The organism is Rheinheimera sp. NSM (assembly GCF_052380015.1).
Lineage (GTDB): Bacteria > Pseudomonadota > Gammaproteobacteria > Enterobacterales > Alteromonadaceae > Alishewanella.
In genome coordinates, this window is sequence record NZ_JBQTCI010000001.1 from 429100 (window position 1) to 444119 (window position 15020).

Sequence of the window (15020 nt, forward strand, 5' to 3'; positions counted from 1 at the left end):
ATTACAGCACCCCGGCCCGCAGTAAGTCGTGCATATTCATCGCACCAACCGGCTTTCCGCTGTCGTCCAGAATAATCAAACCGTTTATTTTTTTCTGCTGCATGATTTGCAGTGCTTCTGCCGCCAGCATCTGCGGCCGGGCAGTAATACAGCGCCGGGTCATGACGTCGGCGATCAGACTCGTATGGATATCGTAACGCTGATCGAGAATGCGACGTAAATCGCCGTCGGTAAAGATACCGGCCAGGGCGCCGGCATTGTCGACTACCGCTGTCATGCCAAGTCCTTTCTTTGAGATCTCCAGTAAAGCATCTTTAATCGTCGCCGTTTGCGGCACGACAGGCACCTCAGCGTCACGGTGCATAACATCGTCCAACCGCAATAGCAGCTTGCGGCCAAGGCTGCCGCCGGGATGCGACAGCGCAAAATCTTCGGCAGAAAAGCCGCGGGCTTCCAGCAGAGCCACCGCCAACGCATCACCCATCGCCAGGGTGGCCGTGGTGCTGGCAGTCGGCGCCAGGCCGAGTGGACAAGCTTCCAGTTCTACTTTAACGCACAGGTGGGCATCGGCCAGTTTCGCCAGCGTTGATGCCGGATTGCCGGTCATGGCTATCAGTTTAATACCAAGCCGTTTAATCAGCGGGATAATGGTCAACACTTCCGGCGTTTCGCCGGAGTTGGAAATAGCAATCACCACATCGTCCGTAGACAACATGCCCAGATCGCCATGGCTGGCTTCGCCCGGGTGGACAAAAAACGCCGGTGTGCCGGTAGATGCCAGAGTTGCCGCAATTTTATTAGCGATATGGCCGGATTTCCCCATGCCGGACACTATGGTTTTACCTTTGCTGTCGAAAATGAGCTGGCAGGCCAGATTAAAGCTGCTATCCAAATACTGTTGCAACTGCGCTACAGCCTCAGCTTCGATGCGTATTACCTCGGCAGCGCGGATACGAAAATCAGTTGTCATATCACTCTCAGTTTAAGAAGCGGTCAGGGCATTAAACAACAGATACTGATAACCGACAAAACCACATAACAGTATTACGCCTTCTGTACGGTTAATGCGTCTGATTTTACCTATCCGAAGTGACATCAGCAGCATTATTATTGTGGCGGCTATCATGACATAGCTATCACGGCTACCGGCCATAGGATCCAAACCCGCCGGGCCGATAACAGCGCCAAGCCCCAGCACCGCCAGAATATTAAAAATATTCGAGCCGATAATATTACCCAGCGCTAAATCATCTTCGCCTTTGAGTATACCGATAATACTGGCGGCCAGCTCCGGTAAACTGGTGCCGATGGCAATGATGGTTAGGCCGATCACTAAATCGCTCAGACCAGCGTAAGTGGCAATGGTTACGGCACCATGGATCAATAATTGCGAACTGGCCAATAACAACACCAGGCCAATACCAAGCCAAACCATCGCTCTTAACGCTGAGATTTGCGCCGGCATTTCGGCATTAAGTTCAGCGATGAGCGGATCATCCGGTGTGGCGTGTTTGCCCCAATAAACCAGCAATGCCAGAAAAGCAACAAAAGCCGTTAATAGCAACACGCCTTCAAAGCGCGTCAGCATATTGTCGGAAATAAAGTAATAGCCCAACAGGGTGCATAACAGCAGCAACGGATACTCGCGCTTTAGCGTTAACGACGATACCGCAATGGGTTTTAATAAGGCAGCGGCACCAATAACCAATAAAATATTGGTGATGTTTGAACCGAGCGCATTACCGACCGATGTATCTAACCGTCCTTGCCAGGCCGCGCTGGCAGATACCAGCATTTCCGGTGCCGATGATCCCATAGCAACAATGGTAAGGCCGATGATCATCGGTGATATACCGGCGCTGCGGGCGATAGAGGAGGCGCCGAACACAAAGCGATCAGCGCTCCAAATCAGTAACACCAGCCCGACAACGACAAAAATAATGGCGAGTAGCAAAGGTGACAATATGTATTTCCCTGTTCTGTGTAAGTCTTGTGTAAGGTATCGCGTGGTATTTTCCTGCTTATCGGTGCGAATTGCAAAAAAAGCTGTAGTTTCCGGCCAATATCGATTTTCCGCACAGTTTGTTACGATTTTTTGTAACGACTTTAGCGCTGGATCCGTTTACAATAATCCAACGTAGAAATCAGTATAATTGAAAACATACACTAATGTATGTATATTGCATTTTATACCTCTCAGGGCACAACAGCGCTGACAGCGGCGGAGAGCATTTTAGGTGTCAGATATACTAATCGATATTCAACAACTGACGTTTAGTCGCGGTGAGCGTGTGATTTACCGTGATCTGAATATGCAGTTTGCCCGCGGCAAAGTAACCGCCATTATGGGCCCGAGCGGCATCGGCAAAACCACCTTACTGCGTTTAATTGGTGGGCAGTTAAAGCCGGACAGCGGCCATATCTTGTTTGGTGACGAGGATATTCCCAAGCTGTCGCGCAGTGCGCTGTATGCCGCCAGGCAACGGATGAGTATGCTGTTTCAAAGTGGCGCACTGTTTACCGATATGACGGTTTTTGACAATGTGGCCTTTCCTATCCGCGAGCATACCAGGCTGCCGGAATCCCTCATTCGCTTGATTGTGTTAATGAAGTTGGAAGCTGTGGGGCTGCGTGGAGCACGTGATTTAATGCCGGCAGAATTATCCGGTGGTATGGCAAGACGGGCAGCATTGGCAAGGGCTATCGCTCTGGACCCGGAACTGATTATGTATGACGAACCTTTTGCCGGCCAGGATCCCATTTCTATGGGGGTGATAGTGCGGCTGATCCGCTCTTTGAATAATGCGTTGAATTTAACCTCGGTGGTGGTGTCTCATGACGTCACCGAAGTGATGAGTATTGCCGATTACGTCTACGTGGTGGCAGAGCAAACCGTTATTGGCCATGGTACGCCGGAGCAACTACGGGCTCATCCTTCGCCATTAGTGCAGCAGTTTTTAAAAGGCGAGGCAGATGGTGCTGTGCCGTTTCACTATAAAGCGGCGCCTTATGAGCAGGAATTAATGGAGTTGGTCGGGTGATTGCAGATAAGTTACAACAACTCGGCGCGGGTACCATCAACAATGTCCGCGGTTTTGGCCGCGCCGGCATTATGCTGTTTGGCGCCTTGCTGGGCAAACCGGATATACGAAAAGGCTTCCCGCTGCTGATAAAGCAACTGTATGTAATAGGGGTGCTGTCGTTACTGATTATCCTGGTGTCCGGTTTGTTTATTGGCATGGTGTTGGCCCTGCAGGGCTACACTGTGCTGGTAAAGTTTGGCGCTGAACAGATGTTAGGCCCTCTGGTGGCGTTGAGTTTGCTGCGTGAATTGGGCCCGGTGGTAACGGCCTTGCTGTTTGCCGGTCGTGCCGGTAGCGCTATTACGGCAGAAATAGGCCTGATGAAAGCCACAGAGCAATTGTCCGGCATGGAGATGATGGCTGTTGACCCGTTACGGCGTATTATTGCCCCCAGATTTTGGGCCGGTGTCATCAGTATGCCGTTGCTGGCGCTGATTTTTACCGCGGTGGGTATTTTGGGTGGCCATTTGGTTGGGGTCGACTGGTTGGGTGTTGATGGTGGCGGTTACTGGTCTGCGATGCAAGCAAACGTCGATTTGTACCAGGATGTGATGAACGGTGTGATTAAAAGTGTAGTGTTTGCTTTGATCGTGATGTGGATTGCCCTGCACAAAGGTTACGATGCTGTTCCCACGTCGGAAGGGATCAGCCAGGCAACAACACAAACGGTTGTTACTGCGTCGCTGGCCGTGTTGGCTTTTGACTTTATTTTAACTGCATTAATGTTTGGTGGATAACATGACCACGCGGAAAATTGAAATACTGGTAGGTGGCTTTATTGTGTTGGCGATAGCGGCGTTTTTAATGCTGTCGCTGCAGGTGGCAAGTTCCGGTGTGGCCGGCACAGGACAAAGCTATCGTCTGCATGCCAAGTTTGAAAATATCGGCGGTTTAAAAGTGCGCTCACCGGTGAAAGTTGGTGGTGTGGTCGTGGGGCGTGTCGCGGCAATTGAGCTGGATACTACCTATTACCGGCCGGTGGTAACGCTGGAAATCAACAACAGTTACAGTAACTTTCCTGAAACCAGCACCCTGGCAATTTTAACCTCAGGCTTACTGGGCGAGCAGTATTTGGGATTACAACCGGGTTTTCTTGATGAAACTGTTGAGATCCTGGCTGACGGTGACTATATCGAAGACACCAAATCGGCTTTAGTACTGGAAGAGTTGATTGGTCAATTTTTATTTAACCGCGGGAATTAATATGAAACTTTATGCATTGATACTGGCCGGCAGTTTAACCTTGCTGAGCCTGGCGGCAACTGGGGTTCGCTCTGAAACTCAGACCTATACCGATCCATATAAAATGATGGAAGTGCTGGCCGACAATACCTTTAGCCGGATTGCCAAAGATCAAAGCAAAATTGAAGCAGACCCGGAAGTGTTGCGTCTTATCGTTAATGAAGAGTTGGTACCCTATATCGACAGCCGCTATGCTGCTCTGCGGGTAATAGGTAACAGCGCCGATCTGAGAAATACACCGCGTGAAGAGCTGCTGGCTTTCGTCGATGCGTTTCAAAACTATATGGTTGCTACTTATGCTGGTGTATTTACGCAGTATCGTGATCAAAAAGTGATGATCGAACCGGCACGTGCTATTGATAACCAAAAGATTATCAGCATTAAAACCAGGGTAATAGATCCGGGTAAGCCGGATATTAATATTGAATTCAAACTACGTCGTGGCAAGGATTCTGATACCTGGCTGGTGTTTGACATGGTCGCCGAAGGTATTTCTTTGCTGGACAGCAAAAGAGCGGAGCTGAGTAACCTGATCCGCCAGCAAGGCCTGAAAAGTGTCACTTTACTGTTGACGGAGAAAGCCCAGGCGCCCATCACCCGAGCGGAGGAAAAGTGACATTAAAGATCACGCAGCAAGCTGACGCTATACATTTTACCGGTGTATTAAATCGTGATACGTTAATGCTGTATTCACCCTTCACGCAGTTAAATAAGCTGTCCGGCAGCGTAAAGTTTGACTTTGACACGTTGGATAATATTGATACCGCCGGCTTAGCCTGGTTGCTGCAGCAGTTGTCCGAAGCCAAACGGCTGGGCATCACGATTGCGTTATGTAATGTGCCGCAACAGCTGCTATCATTGGCCGACGTGACGGCAGTACGATCTTTATTGCCAATTAATGATTAAGGTTTAGCTTTGGACATCAAGCAAATTGAGCAGTTGCTGCAACAACAGTTGCAACTGGCCGAGGTGATTGTCAGTGCGGAAGGTTCTCATTATGCCGTAACGGCAGTGGGTACCTGTTTCGCTGATGTTAGCCGGGTGAAACAACAACAAATGATTTATGCGCCTTTAATGGCAGCCATTGCTGACGGCTCTATTCATGCGGTCAGCATCAAGACCTTTACGCCGGAGCAGTGGCGTAGAGAAAAACTTCTTAACCCTCCGATGTAGTAATTTATGCAGCAATTTCTTGTTACAGGTGGTCAGGCTTTACACGGTGAGGTAGTTATCTCCGGTGCCAAAAACGCCGCTTTGCCTATCCTTTTTGCCAGCTTATTGTCAGAAAAACCCACTACGATAACCAATGTGCCTAAACTAAAAGACATTGAAACGACGGTGAAGTTGTTACAGTTGTTTGGTGCCGATGTCAGTTTTGCTGACAACGTAGTGCAGGTTGATGCCGGTAAAGTTCACAATCAGTTTGCACCTTATGAACTGGTAAAAACTATGCGTGCCTCTATTTTGGCACTGGGGCCTTTGCTCAGTCGTTTTGGCAGTGCTGAAGTATCTTTACCCGGTGGCTGTGCTATTGGTGCCCGCCCGGTTAATCTGCATATTGACGGCCTGCGTAAAATGGGCGCCGAGATTGTGGTGGAAAACGGCTACATTAAAGCCAGCGCCAGCCGGTTAAAAGGTGCGCATATCATTATGGATATGGTCAGCGTTACCGGCACAGAAAACCTGATGATGGCCGCGGTATTGGCCGATGGTATTACTACCATTGATAATGCCGCCCGCGAGCCGGAAGTGGTCGACCTGGCGGTGTACCTTAATACCATGGGCGCGAAGATTTCCGGTGCCGGTACCGATTCTATTGTAATTGAAGGCGTAAGTGCCTTGCAGGGTGGTGAGCACAGAGTGTTGCCGGATCGCATTGAAACCGGTACTTTCCTGGTGGCGGCGGCGGTGTCCGGCGGTGATGTGACCTGCCGCAGTACCGACCCTGCCGAGCTGGAAGTTGTGCTGGACAAATTGCGTGAGGCCGGCGCTGAAATCACGACCGGTGCTGACTGGATCCGTGCCAATATGACCGGGCGGGTATTGCGGGCCGTAAATGTTAAAACGGTGCCACACCCGGGCTTCCCCACCGACATGCAAGCACAGTTTACTGTGCTGAATGTTGTAGCCGCCGGTGTTGGCATGGTAACCGAGACGATCTTTGAGAACCGTTTTATGCATGTGCCTGAATTACAGCGCATGGGGGCAAAAATTAGTCTGGAAGGCAATACTGCGGTATGCCAACATACCGCCAAGCTGATGGCGGCTCAGGTGATGGCCACCGATTTACGTGCCTCTGCCAGCTTAGTTATTGCCGGTTTGGTTGCATCAGGTACCACAGTGGTAGATCGGATCTATCATATTGACCGCGGTTATGAGCAGATAGAGCACAAGCTCAGGCAGCTCGGTGCCAATATTGAACGTGTTAACGCGGCTTCTTAGCCGCGTTTTTTATCGGCGCAGCTCACGGGTTACAGCATTGATGGTGAGTTGCTGACCACTGCGGTCTACCGTTAGTGCCAGACTGGTATTGGGCTCGGTTTCAGCAATCATGTTCAGCGCTTGCTGCACAGTATCAAACTGCCGTCCGTCTATTGCCTGGATAATGTCGCCTATTTGTAAGCCCGCCTCAGCCGCCGGGCCGTTGGCGTTTACCGCTGTAATACTCAGGCCGTATAACCTTTGCCCGGAGGAAATCAGCTTGTCACCGGCGGCGTTTACTACCGCATCACCGGATACACCTAAATTACTACGGGTAACCTTGCCGTGTTTAATCAGCTTTTGCATCACATTCAGTGCCAGCCGATACGGAATGGCAAAGAAAATCCCCTGAATATCCTGACTCTCCAGCTGGAACGCTGCGGCGTTAATACCCACCAGGGTACCATTACTGTTCACCAAAGCGCCACCGGAGTTGCCACGGTTAATGGCGGCATCCATCCGCATAAAATCGATATAGCCACGCGAGCTTAAACCGGTATTGCCATTGGCGCTGATAATACCCTGGGTAATAGTTTGGCCCAGATTCAACGGGTTCCCTATCGCCAATACAACATCACCTACCTGAGGCTCAAGTTCGGCATCTTGCGGTATAACCGGTAAATTCTCTGCCTGTACATATAATACGGCCAGGTCTGTCAACTCGTCCTGGCCAATTAATACCGCTTCTAACCAGCGGCCGTCCTGCAGGGCAATTTCGATATGATCAGCACCATACACCACATGGTAGTTGGTAAGGATGTAACCCTGAGCACTCATTACGACGCCGGAGCCAAGCTCTTGCCGTTCTATAGTGCGTGGTCGTAAGGAACGTGGATCAACCAGGGTACTGCGGGTATAAACATTAACGACCGCCGATGCAGCACGGCGTACTGCTCTGGCGTAGCTGACAACCGCTTCTTCTTTACCTGCTTCGTTGTTACCGAATAGCGGGGTCGACAGATAGTTAAAGGATGGAAAAAACAACATCAGCACAAAGGCCAGCGCCAGCCCGTAGGCAATGCTTTTAAGCAAAAAAAACAAAAATTTAGCCACGGAGTCGGTGTTGTCTGTAAAATTCAGGTAGTGCTAGCATAGCATTAATATCGTTTAAGCAGTAGCCGTTGGCTACTGCTTAAACCTTTGCTATCAGCGAATTAACACATAAAGGTTAGTACTGCCGCGTTGGATATTTAATGCGGCTACGCCGCTGCGGTTTTCCAATGCTTTGCGCAGCTCTGCCAGATTAGCCACACGCTGCCGGTTTACACCGACAATGACATCATCCGCCAGCAAGCCTATCTGCGCAGCGGCAGAGTTATTGCTCACCGCATCCACTTTTACCCCGCCGTCAGTATTTGACAGTTCGGCGCCATCCAGCATCGGATGCATTTGATTTGCTGCCACCTGGCCGGAAGACAACTGTTGCAACTTAACTGTTACGCTACGCTCTTTGCCGTCGCGTAAAATACCCAGCTTGGCTTCACGGCCGGCGCCCAGGGTGCCCACTTTGGCGCGCAGCTCTAAAAAGGAGTTAATCTTATTGCCATTCATGCTGATAATAACGTCGCCGGATTTTAACCCCGCGGCGGCGGCTGCACTGTCAGGCAGCACCTCGTTAACAAAGGCACCACGACTAACGCTTAAGTTCATCGCTTCGGTCAGTTCGGCGTTTACGTCACCACCACGGATGCCTAAGCTGCCGCGGCGGATTTCGCCATACTCGATAATTTGGTCGACCAGGCTTTTCATCATATTGGCCGGGATGGCAAAACCAATACCGATATTGCCACCGTTTGGCCCGAGAATCGCAGTGTTTATGCCGATTAACTCACCGCGCAGGTTCACCAGGGCACCACCGGAGTTACCACTGTTTATTGCTGCATCGGTTTGAATAAAATCTTCCAGTCCCTCAATACCCAGACCGCCACGGCCCAGCGCGCTGATGATGCCGGAGGTGACGGTTTGCTCAAGACCAAAAGGGTTGCCAATGGCAATGGCGAAATCGCCTACCCGTGTTTTGTCTGAGTTTGCCAGCGGAATTTGCACCAGCTTTTTCGCTTCAATTTGTAACAGTGCGATGTCGCTTTCCGGATCAGCACCGAGTTTCTTTGCCTTAAAAGTGCGGCCATCTTTGAGCCGGACTTCAATATCGTTGGCGTCCTGAATAACGTGATTATTGGTAACGATGTAGCCCTTATCGGCATCTATTACCACGCCGGAACCCAAGCCTTTAAATGGCCGCTCTTCGCGGAACTCGTTCGGTCCGCGTTGGCCAAAGAAGTAACGAAAAGCTTCAGGTAAACGCTGCCGTACCTCGCGGCTGCCTTCAACCGAAATATGTACCACTGCGGGAGTGGCTTGCTCCAGCATCGGCGCCAGAGTAGGTATTTCCTGTTCAGATGAAAAAAACGGTATTCTGGCATCCGCAGGTGGTGCTGTTGTCAACAACAGGCTGGCTGTAACGGCGGCGCCAAGCAATGACAATTTCTTATTCATAGCGTAGTAGTCTCCTTCAATGATCTGCGACTAAGAACGTTTAGCAATAAAAAAAGTTCAGCTGACAGCGTTGTAGATATGTAACAAATTATTCGCCCGATTTACTGTGTTTGCGGTCTTTAATCAGGCCGCTGGCTTCACCAGAGTAGTCGCGTGGCTGCTGCTCTGCGTTTGAGTAGACACGGCGTTTTTCGTCAATTTGATTTAACGACTGACGGATATAAGCTGCGGTATCGCCTGACAGATAATTTATATCCTGGCGCACCGATTCCGTTGGCCGCTCCACCAGTTGCATCTTTGAGTCGGCAATGTGTCTGGCAATGCGGGAATAGTTATCCTGCAGCTGCGTCATTAGCTGATTGGTGGTTTCCAGATGGCTGGATACATCCTGCCGGTACTGTGCCAACTGAGCCTGACTTTCTTCCAGCTCCAGCTGTAATTTGTGCTGATTAAGCTGCTTTAACGTAACCAAACGCGCGATAACGGCGCCGATAACTAAACCAGCGCCAAGCCAGGCTGCGGCGTACATGTAGTCCATAATAACTCCTGCGGGGTAATATCTTCCAATAGTGTAACCTAACTTCTTATCCACAGTGGTAAGGCATGTTACTATTATCTCTCATATTTAGGGCTTATCAGCGCAGCTTTCAAGTAAGACTCAATGACACCACTAGAAAAATACCGCCAGGATTTAACGCGTGACGATTTTCAGCATGACGCCGCGCAGGAATTCGCTGTCACCCAACTGCAGCGTTTATTTGATGATTTCGTTGCTCAAAAGCCGGCAACAGTGTCGCTGTGGCAGCGGCTGCGCGGCAAAGCAGCCGTTCAGCCACCGATACAAGGCTTGTATTTTTGGGGTGGGGTAGGCCGCGGCAAAACCTATCTGGTTGATACCTTTTATGAGTGCCTGCCCGGCACACGCAAAATGCGTATTCACTTTCATCGTTTTATGCATCGCGTGCATGAGGAACTGAAACTGTTAAAGGGGGTCAGTGATCCGCTGGAAAAAGTGGCGGATAAATTTAAACAGGAAACCGATATTCTGTGTTTTGACGAATTCTTCGTGTCAGATATTACCGACGCAATGATTCTCGGCACCCTGATGCAAGCCTTATTCGCCCGCGGTATTACTCTGGTGGCAACATCCAACATCGAGCCGGATGGCTTGTACCGTAACGGTTTACAGCGCGCCCGTTTTTTGCCGGCCATAGCGCTGATTAAGCAACACACGCAAACGGTTAATGTTGACAGCGGCATAGACTACCGCCTGCGTACGCTGGAAAAGGCGGAAATATATCACTATCCGTTAGATACACAGGCCGAGACGAACTTACTGCACTATTTTACCGCCTTGTCGGTTGAACCGCGCCAGCAGCAGGCAGAAATAGAGGTTGCCAATCGTACATTACATGCCCGGCACGAAGCTGACGGCATTGTCTGGTTTGATTTCTCTGAGCTGTGTGAGACCGCCCGTAGCCAATATGATTATATGGAGTTAAGCCGCTGTTACCACACGGTGTTGTTGTCTGGCGTCAAAACCATGGGGCGGCAGAATGACGATGTAGCGCGGCGTTTTATTGCCCTGGTGGATGAATTCTATGAGCGTCATGTTAAGCTGATTATTTCCGCACAAACCGCGCTGGAACAGCTGTATAGCGATGGCATTTTAAACTTTGAGTTTAAACGCTGTATCAGCCGGTTGCAGGAGATGCAGTCACGCGACTATCTGGCCAAAGCACATTTACCCTAACTTTTTTGTCAATTTGGCGGAATTTTTTGTGCAAGGTGCTGATTTTTGCAATTGGTTAATATATAATCCGCGCCCGGCCTACGTTACAGCCTAATACTGCCGTTAGCCCGGTAGTTTTTGTACTCGAAGGGGTACGCTAACGACACAACTGCATCAGCCCTGCACTGTGTCAGGTGTAACTAAGTTATTTTTGGATCGATAAATGAAAACTTTTACTGCTAAGCCAGAAAGCGTAACCCGCGACTGGTTCGTTGTTGATGCGTCAGGTAAAACACTGGGCCGTATCGCAACTGAAATCGCTGCCCGTTTACGTGGTAAGCACAAGCCAGAGTACACGCCACACGTGGATACCGGTGATTACATCATCGTAGTAAACGCGGAAAAAGTAGCGGTTACCGGCAACAAAGCACAGAACAAAATGTATTATTCTCACACTGGCTTCCCTGGTGGTATCAAGGAAATCAGCTTCGAGAAATTGATCGCGAAGAAACCAGAAATGGTTCTGGAACTTGCTATTAAAGGCATGTTACCAAAAGGTCCACTGGGCCGCGCTATGTTCCGTAAGTTGAAAGTTTACGCCGGCGCCGAGCATCAGCATGCTGCTCAGCAACCGCAAGTATTAGATATTTAATCGGAGCATAACATGGCACAGAATCAATATTACGGAACTGGTCGTCGTAAAAGCTCAACGGCCCGCGTTTTCATCAAAGCCGGTTCAGGTAACATCGTTGTTAATCAGCGCGCGTTAACTGAATACTTCGGTCGTGAAACAGCTTGTATGATTGTTAAGCAACCATTAGAGCTGGTTGATATGGTTGAGAAATTCGACCTGTACATCACTGTTAAAGGTGGTGGTATCAGCGGCCAGGCTGGCGCTATCCGTCACGGTATTACCCGTGCACTGATGGAATTTGACGAGTCACTGCGTCCTGCACTGCGTAAAGCAGGCTTCGTTACCCGTGACGCGCGTCAGGTTGAACGTAAGAAAGTGGGTCTGCGTAAAGCACGTAAACGTCCACAGTACTCAAAACGTTAAGCGTTTTTCAAGTACAAAGCCCGGCACTTCGTTGCCGGGTTTTTTTTGCCTGTATTTTACCGTCGGCAGCAGCGGCAAACCGGCAGTGAAACTTTGCCGTATAACGCAAAAGCCTAAGATAATACTGATTCAGTTTGCCTTAATCCTTGTGTAAAGCAGGGCTTTTCATTATGATCGGCGTTATTTTTTCGATTTATAATAATTGCTGAAATTCAGCCGCTTAAATTCTGTTTAAGCGTTAACGTGGAGATGAGTGGATGAGCAATGCGCCTGTAGATCATGGTCGCCGCCGCTTCCTTACCATTGCAACCTCAGTTGTAGGGGGCGTGGGTGCTGTCGGAGCTGCTGTGCCTTTTGTCGCGTCCTGGATGCCAAGTGAAAAGGCAAAACAGGCTGGGGCAGCGGTCAGTGCGGATATCAGTAAGCTTGAGCCGGGACAGTTGATCCGGGTTGAGTGGCGTGGCAAACCGGTTTGGATCGTAAAGCGGCCTCAGGCTATGTTGGATGAGCTGGCCACACACGAAGACAAACTGCGTGACCCGGCATCTGAAGTTGAACAACAACCTGCTTACGCACAAAATCGTCATCGCTCGAAAAAGCCGGAAATTTTTGTTGCTGTAGGTATCTGTACCCACCTCGGTTGTTCTCCTACCTATATTGCGAATGATTTTGCCGCCCAGGTTGAAGGTGTCAGCTCCGGTTTTTTCTGCCCTTGCCATGGTTCTAAGTTTGATATGGCCGGCCGCGTGTTTCAAAGTGTACCGGCGCCATCTAACCTGCAGGTCCCTCCGTATATGTTTATCGACGACAATACCATTGTGATTGGTGAAGATGAGGGGACTGTCTGATGTTTAAAAATCTGATGAGCTGGATTGAATACCGCTTGCCATTCATGGATAAAATGAATCTCCATGTCATGCAGTACCCGGCACCGAAAAACTTCAACTTCTGGTACTTCTTTGGTTCACTGGCCATGCTGGTACTGGTAAACCAGATCCTGACCGGTATCTGGCTGACAATGAATTACGAACCTTCAGCCGACGGCGCTTTCGCGTCTGTTGAATACATTATGCGCGACGTCGATTACGGCTGGTTACTGCGTTATATGCATTCTACCGGTGCTTCTGCTTTCTTTGTTGTGGTGTACCTGCATATGCTGCGGGGCATGATGTATGGCTCCTACCAAAAGCCGCGCGAGCTGCTGTGGATTTTTGGCATGTTGATTTTCCTTGTGCTAATGGCAGAAGCCTTTATGGGTTACTTGCTGCCATGGGGCCAGATGTCGTTCTGGGGGGCACAGGTTATTATTTCTATCTTCGGCGTTATTCCCGGTATTGGTGAAGACTTAACGCTGTGGATCCGTGGCGACTATGTTATTTCCGGTGCTACACTAAACCGTTTCTTTGCGCTGCATGTTATTGCATTGCCGTTGGTGCTGGTTATTTTGGTATTCCTGCATATTATGGCGCTGCACGAAGTAGGGTCAAATAACCCCGATGGTATCGACATTAAGAAAGACAATGACGGCACGGTAGAGCTGACAGAAGCGGATAAGAAATTCACCTTCCACCAATACTTTACCCGCGGTGGAAAGAAAGTGATTGTTGATGCAATCCCGTTTCACCCGTACTACACGGTAAAAGATTTGGTTGGCGTGGCTGGTTTCCTGCTTATTTTTGCCTGGGTCATTTTCTTCCTGCCGGAAGGTGGTGGTTACTTCCTTGAGCCGCCAAACTTTGAAGCTGCAAACCCGTTAAAAACACCAGAGCATATCGCTCCGGTATGGTATTTCACGCCGTTCTACGCCATTTTACGTGCCGTACCTGATCAGTTGTTTGGCGCCATTTTTATGTTTTTGGCTATTCTGGCTCTGGCGTTGCTGCCATGGATTGACCGCGGTTCAGTGCGCTCTATGCGCTACCGTAGTGCGCTACACACGGCTAACCTGATTAACTTCTGCATCAGCTTCGTGGCACTGGGTGTTTTGGGCGTGTTGCCGGCAGAGGGTATTTATACCCTACTGGCACAGATTTTCTCGTTCACATACTTTGGCTTCTTTATTCTACTGTGGTTCTACAGTAAGAATGAAAAAACAAAACCATTACCAGTAAGGTTAACCTGATGATGAAGAACTTATTTTCAGCAATTGCACTCGTTGCATCGTCATGGGCGATGGCGGCAGGCTCAACCATACCACTGGATAAAGCCCCGATCGATCTGACAGACAAGGCGTCTTTACAAAATGGCGCCAGGTTATTCCAGAATTACTGTCTGGGCTGTCACCAGATGCAATATCAGCGTTATGCCCGCACCTTTCGCGATTTAGACATTCCGGAAGATATCGGTATGGAGAATCTGATGTTCACCGGTGAGAAAGTGGGTGACCATATCACCAACAATATGTCGGCTAAAGATGGTGAAAAATGGTTTGGTGCGACACCGCCGGATTTAACCAACGTCGCACGTGTACGCGGCCCGAATTGGTTATACACTTACCTGCGTAGTTTTTATGCTGATCCGGCGCGGCCATTTGGGGTAAATAACGACGTATTTCCTATGGTTGGTATGCCGCATGTACTGCAGGAATTGCAGGGTATGCCATACAAAGCCTATGAGACGCGTTTAGTGGATGGTGAGTCAAAACAGGTTTATGTTGGCATTAAAACCGACGGTAGCGGTGAGCTGAGCACAGAAGAATATGATAGTGCAGTAGCAGATCTGGTAAACTACCTGGAGTACGTTGGAGAGCCAACCAAACTGGAATCACGTGAGCTTGGCACCAAGGTTATGGTGTTCCTGCTGATTTTCTTTGTGCTGGCATACTTGCTGAAAAAAGAATATTGGAAAGATGTACATTAACTAGTTATTTCAACTAGATATGTTTACAGGGGCCTTAGCGCCCCTTTGCCGTTTTTTATTTTACCGGAGG

Annotated in this window: 18 protein-coding genes; 13 read left to right on the forward strand and 5 right to left on the reverse strand. The window is 49.5% G+C overall.

Annotated elements, in window-relative coordinates; all coding sequences use genetic code 11:
* Position 1 precedes the first annotated feature (1 nt).
* Together ACTZWV_RS01895 and ACTZWV_RS01900 are read right to left on the reverse strand one after the other, a co-directional pair.
* The gene (locus ACTZWV_RS01895; protein ID WP_444784913.1) at positions 2–970 is read right to left on the reverse strand and encodes a KpsF/GutQ family sugar-phosphate isomerase; all 969 of its coding nucleotides are present in this window, start codon (positions 968–970) and stop codon (positions 2–4) included.
* Between the two features lie 12 nt (positions 971–982).
* Complete coding sequence (locus ACTZWV_RS01900) at positions 983–1963, reverse strand: calcium/sodium antiporter (RefSeq protein WP_444784914.1); 981 nt, start codon at positions 1961–1963, stop codon at positions 983–985.
* Between the two features lie 274 nt (positions 1964–2237).
* Between ACTZWV_RS01900 and ACTZWV_RS01905 the strand changes: the two genes are divergently transcribed.
* From ACTZWV_RS01905 to murA, 7 genes are read left to right on the forward strand one after another with little or no spacing between them, the layout of a single operon-like run.
* A complete protein-coding gene (locus ACTZWV_RS01905) occupies positions 2238–3041 on the forward strand; it encodes an ATP-binding cassette domain-containing protein (protein ID WP_444784915.1) in 804 nt (267 codons plus the stop codon).
* Entirely contained in the window at positions 3038–3820 is a 783-nt protein-coding gene (gene mlaE, locus ACTZWV_RS01910) for a lipid asymmetry maintenance ABC transporter permease subunit MlaE (RefSeq protein WP_444784916.1), read from the forward strand. Before ACTZWV_RS01905 ends, mlaE begins: the two co-directional genes overlap by 4 nt.
* Position 3821: 1 nt before the next feature.
* Positions 3822–4286: an outer membrane lipid asymmetry maintenance protein MlaD gene (mlaD, locus tag ACTZWV_RS01915; RefSeq protein WP_305552066.1), complete on the forward strand. Its 465-nt coding sequence runs from the start codon at positions 3822–3824 to the stop codon at positions 4284–4286.
* A 1-nt stretch (position 4287) separates the two neighbouring features.
* On the forward strand, positions 4288–4941 hold the full coding sequence (locus tag ACTZWV_RS01920; protein ID WP_444784917.1) for an MlaC/ttg2D family ABC transporter substrate-binding protein: 654 nt from the start codon (positions 4288–4290) through the stop codon (positions 4939–4941).
* A complete protein-coding gene (locus tag ACTZWV_RS01925) occupies positions 4938–5231 on the forward strand; it encodes an STAS domain-containing protein (RefSeq protein ID WP_444784918.1) in 294 nt (97 codons plus the stop codon). Before ACTZWV_RS01920 ends, ACTZWV_RS01925 begins: the two co-directional genes overlap by 4 nt.
* Before the next feature lie 9 nt (positions 5232–5240).
* Positions 5241–5498 (forward strand): BolA family protein, encoded by a 258-nt coding sequence (locus ACTZWV_RS01930; protein ID WP_444784919.1) that lies wholly within the window; start codon positions 5241–5243, stop codon positions 5496–5498.
* A 6-nt stretch (positions 5499–5504) separates the two neighbouring features.
* Positions 5505–6767: a UDP-N-acetylglucosamine 1-carboxyvinyltransferase gene (murA, locus tag ACTZWV_RS01935; protein ID WP_444784920.1), complete on the forward strand. Its 1263-nt coding sequence runs from the start codon at positions 5505–5507 to the stop codon at positions 6765–6767.
* A 9-nt stretch (positions 6768–6776) separates the two neighbouring features.
* On the opposite strand, the gene ACTZWV_RS01940 is transcribed toward murA, so the two are convergent.
* The 3 genes from ACTZWV_RS01940 to ACTZWV_RS01950 all read right to left on the reverse strand — a co-directional run bounded on the left by ACTZWV_RS01940 (position 6777) and on the right by ACTZWV_RS01950 (position 9840).
* Complete coding sequence (locus ACTZWV_RS01940; RefSeq protein ID WP_444784921.1) at positions 6777–7847, reverse strand: trypsin-like peptidase domain-containing protein; 1071 nt, start codon at positions 7845–7847, stop codon at positions 6777–6779.
* A gap of 105 nt (positions 7848–7952) precedes the next feature.
* Complete coding sequence (locus ACTZWV_RS01945; protein WP_444784922.1) at positions 7953–9302, reverse strand: Do family serine endopeptidase; 1350 nt, start codon at positions 9300–9302, stop codon at positions 7953–7955.
* 88 nt (positions 9303–9390) lie between these two features.
* Complete coding sequence (locus tag ACTZWV_RS01950) at positions 9391–9840, reverse strand: YhcB family protein (RefSeq protein ID WP_444784923.1); 450 nt, start codon at positions 9838–9840, stop codon at positions 9391–9393.
* A gap of 123 nt (positions 9841–9963) precedes the next feature.
* Between ACTZWV_RS01950 and zapE the strand changes: the two genes are divergently transcribed.
* From zapE to ACTZWV_RS01980, 6 genes are all read left to right on the forward strand, one after another.
* Positions 9964–11055, forward strand: coding sequence for a cell division protein ZapE (gene zapE, locus ACTZWV_RS01955; protein ID WP_444784924.1), 1092 nt, complete (start codon positions 9964–9966; stop codon positions 11053–11055).
* Positions 11056–11257: 202 nt separating this feature from the next.
* Positions 11258–11686 carry a 50S ribosomal protein L13 gene (gene rplM, locus ACTZWV_RS01960; RefSeq protein ID WP_068233896.1) on the forward strand — a complete coding sequence of 143 codons (429 nt, stop codon included), beginning with the start codon at positions 11258–11260 and terminating at the stop codon, positions 11684–11686.
* 12 nt (positions 11687–11698) lie between these two features.
* Positions 11699–12091, forward strand: a complete 393-nt coding sequence (gene rpsI / locus ACTZWV_RS01965; RefSeq protein ID WP_173501625.1) for a 30S ribosomal protein S9 — start codon at positions 11699–11701, stop codon at positions 12089–12091.
* A 257-nt stretch (positions 12092–12348) separates the two neighbouring features.
* Positions 12349–12939 carry a ubiquinol-cytochrome c reductase iron-sulfur subunit gene (gene petA, locus ACTZWV_RS01970; RefSeq protein ID WP_444784925.1) on the forward strand — a complete coding sequence of 197 codons (591 nt, stop codon included), beginning with the start codon at positions 12349–12351 and terminating at the stop codon, positions 12937–12939.
* Positions 12939–14213 (forward strand): cytochrome b, encoded by a 1275-nt coding sequence (locus tag ACTZWV_RS01975; protein ID WP_444784926.1) that lies wholly within the window; start codon positions 12939–12941, stop codon positions 14211–14213. Before petA ends, ACTZWV_RS01975 begins: the two co-directional genes overlap by 1 nt.
* Positions 14213–14950 carry a cytochrome c1 gene (locus ACTZWV_RS01980; protein ID WP_444784927.1) on the forward strand — a complete coding sequence of 246 codons (738 nt, stop codon included), beginning with the start codon at positions 14213–14215 and terminating at the stop codon, positions 14948–14950. Before ACTZWV_RS01975 ends, ACTZWV_RS01980 begins: the two co-directional genes overlap by 1 nt.
* Positions 14951–15020: the final 70 nt, after the last annotated feature.

Bases quoted from the DNA above. Each gene is read 5' to 3' on its own strand.
- ACTZWV_RS01895 (WP_444784913.1), bottom strand. From the start codon at position 970: ATGACAACTGATTTTCGTATCCGCGCTGCCGAGGTAATACGCATCGAA.
- mlaD (WP_305552066.1), top strand. From the start codon at position 3,822: ATGACCACGCGGAAAATTGAAATACTGGTAGGTGGCTTTATTGTGTTG.
- ACTZWV_RS01920 (WP_444784917.1), top strand. From the start codon at position 4,288: ATGAAACTTTATGCATTGATACTGGCCGGCAGTTTAACCTTGCTGAGC.
- murA (WP_444784920.1), top strand. From the start codon at position 5,505: ATGCAGCAATTTCTTGTTACAGGTGGTCAGGCTTTACACGGTGAGGTA.
- ACTZWV_RS01945 (WP_444784922.1), bottom strand. From the start codon at position 9,302: ATGAATAAGAAATTGTCATTGCTTGGCGCCGCCGTTACAGCCAGCCTG.
- ACTZWV_RS01950 (WP_444784923.1), bottom strand. From the start codon at position 9,840: ATGGACTACATGTACGCCGCAGCCTGGCTTGGCGCTGGTTTAGTTATC.
- zapE (WP_444784924.1), top strand. From the start codon at position 9,964: ATGACACCACTAGAAAAATACCGCCAGGATTTAACGCGTGACGATTTT.
- rplM (WP_068233896.1), top strand. From the start codon at position 11,258: ATGAAAACTTTTACTGCTAAGCCAGAAAGCGTAACCCGCGACTGGTTC.
- rpsI (WP_173501625.1), top strand. From the start codon at position 11,699: ATGGCACAGAATCAATATTACGGAACTGGTCGTCGTAAAAGCTCAACG.
- petA (WP_444784925.1), top strand. From the start codon at position 12,349: ATGAGCAATGCGCCTGTAGATCATGGTCGCCGCCGCTTCCTTACCATT.
- ACTZWV_RS01975 (WP_444784926.1), top strand. From the start codon at position 12,939: ATGTTTAAAAATCTGATGAGCTGGATTGAATACCGCTTGCCATTCATG.
- ACTZWV_RS01980 (WP_444784927.1), top strand. From the start codon at position 14,213: ATGATGAAGAACTTATTTTCAGCAATTGCACTCGTTGCATCGTCATGG.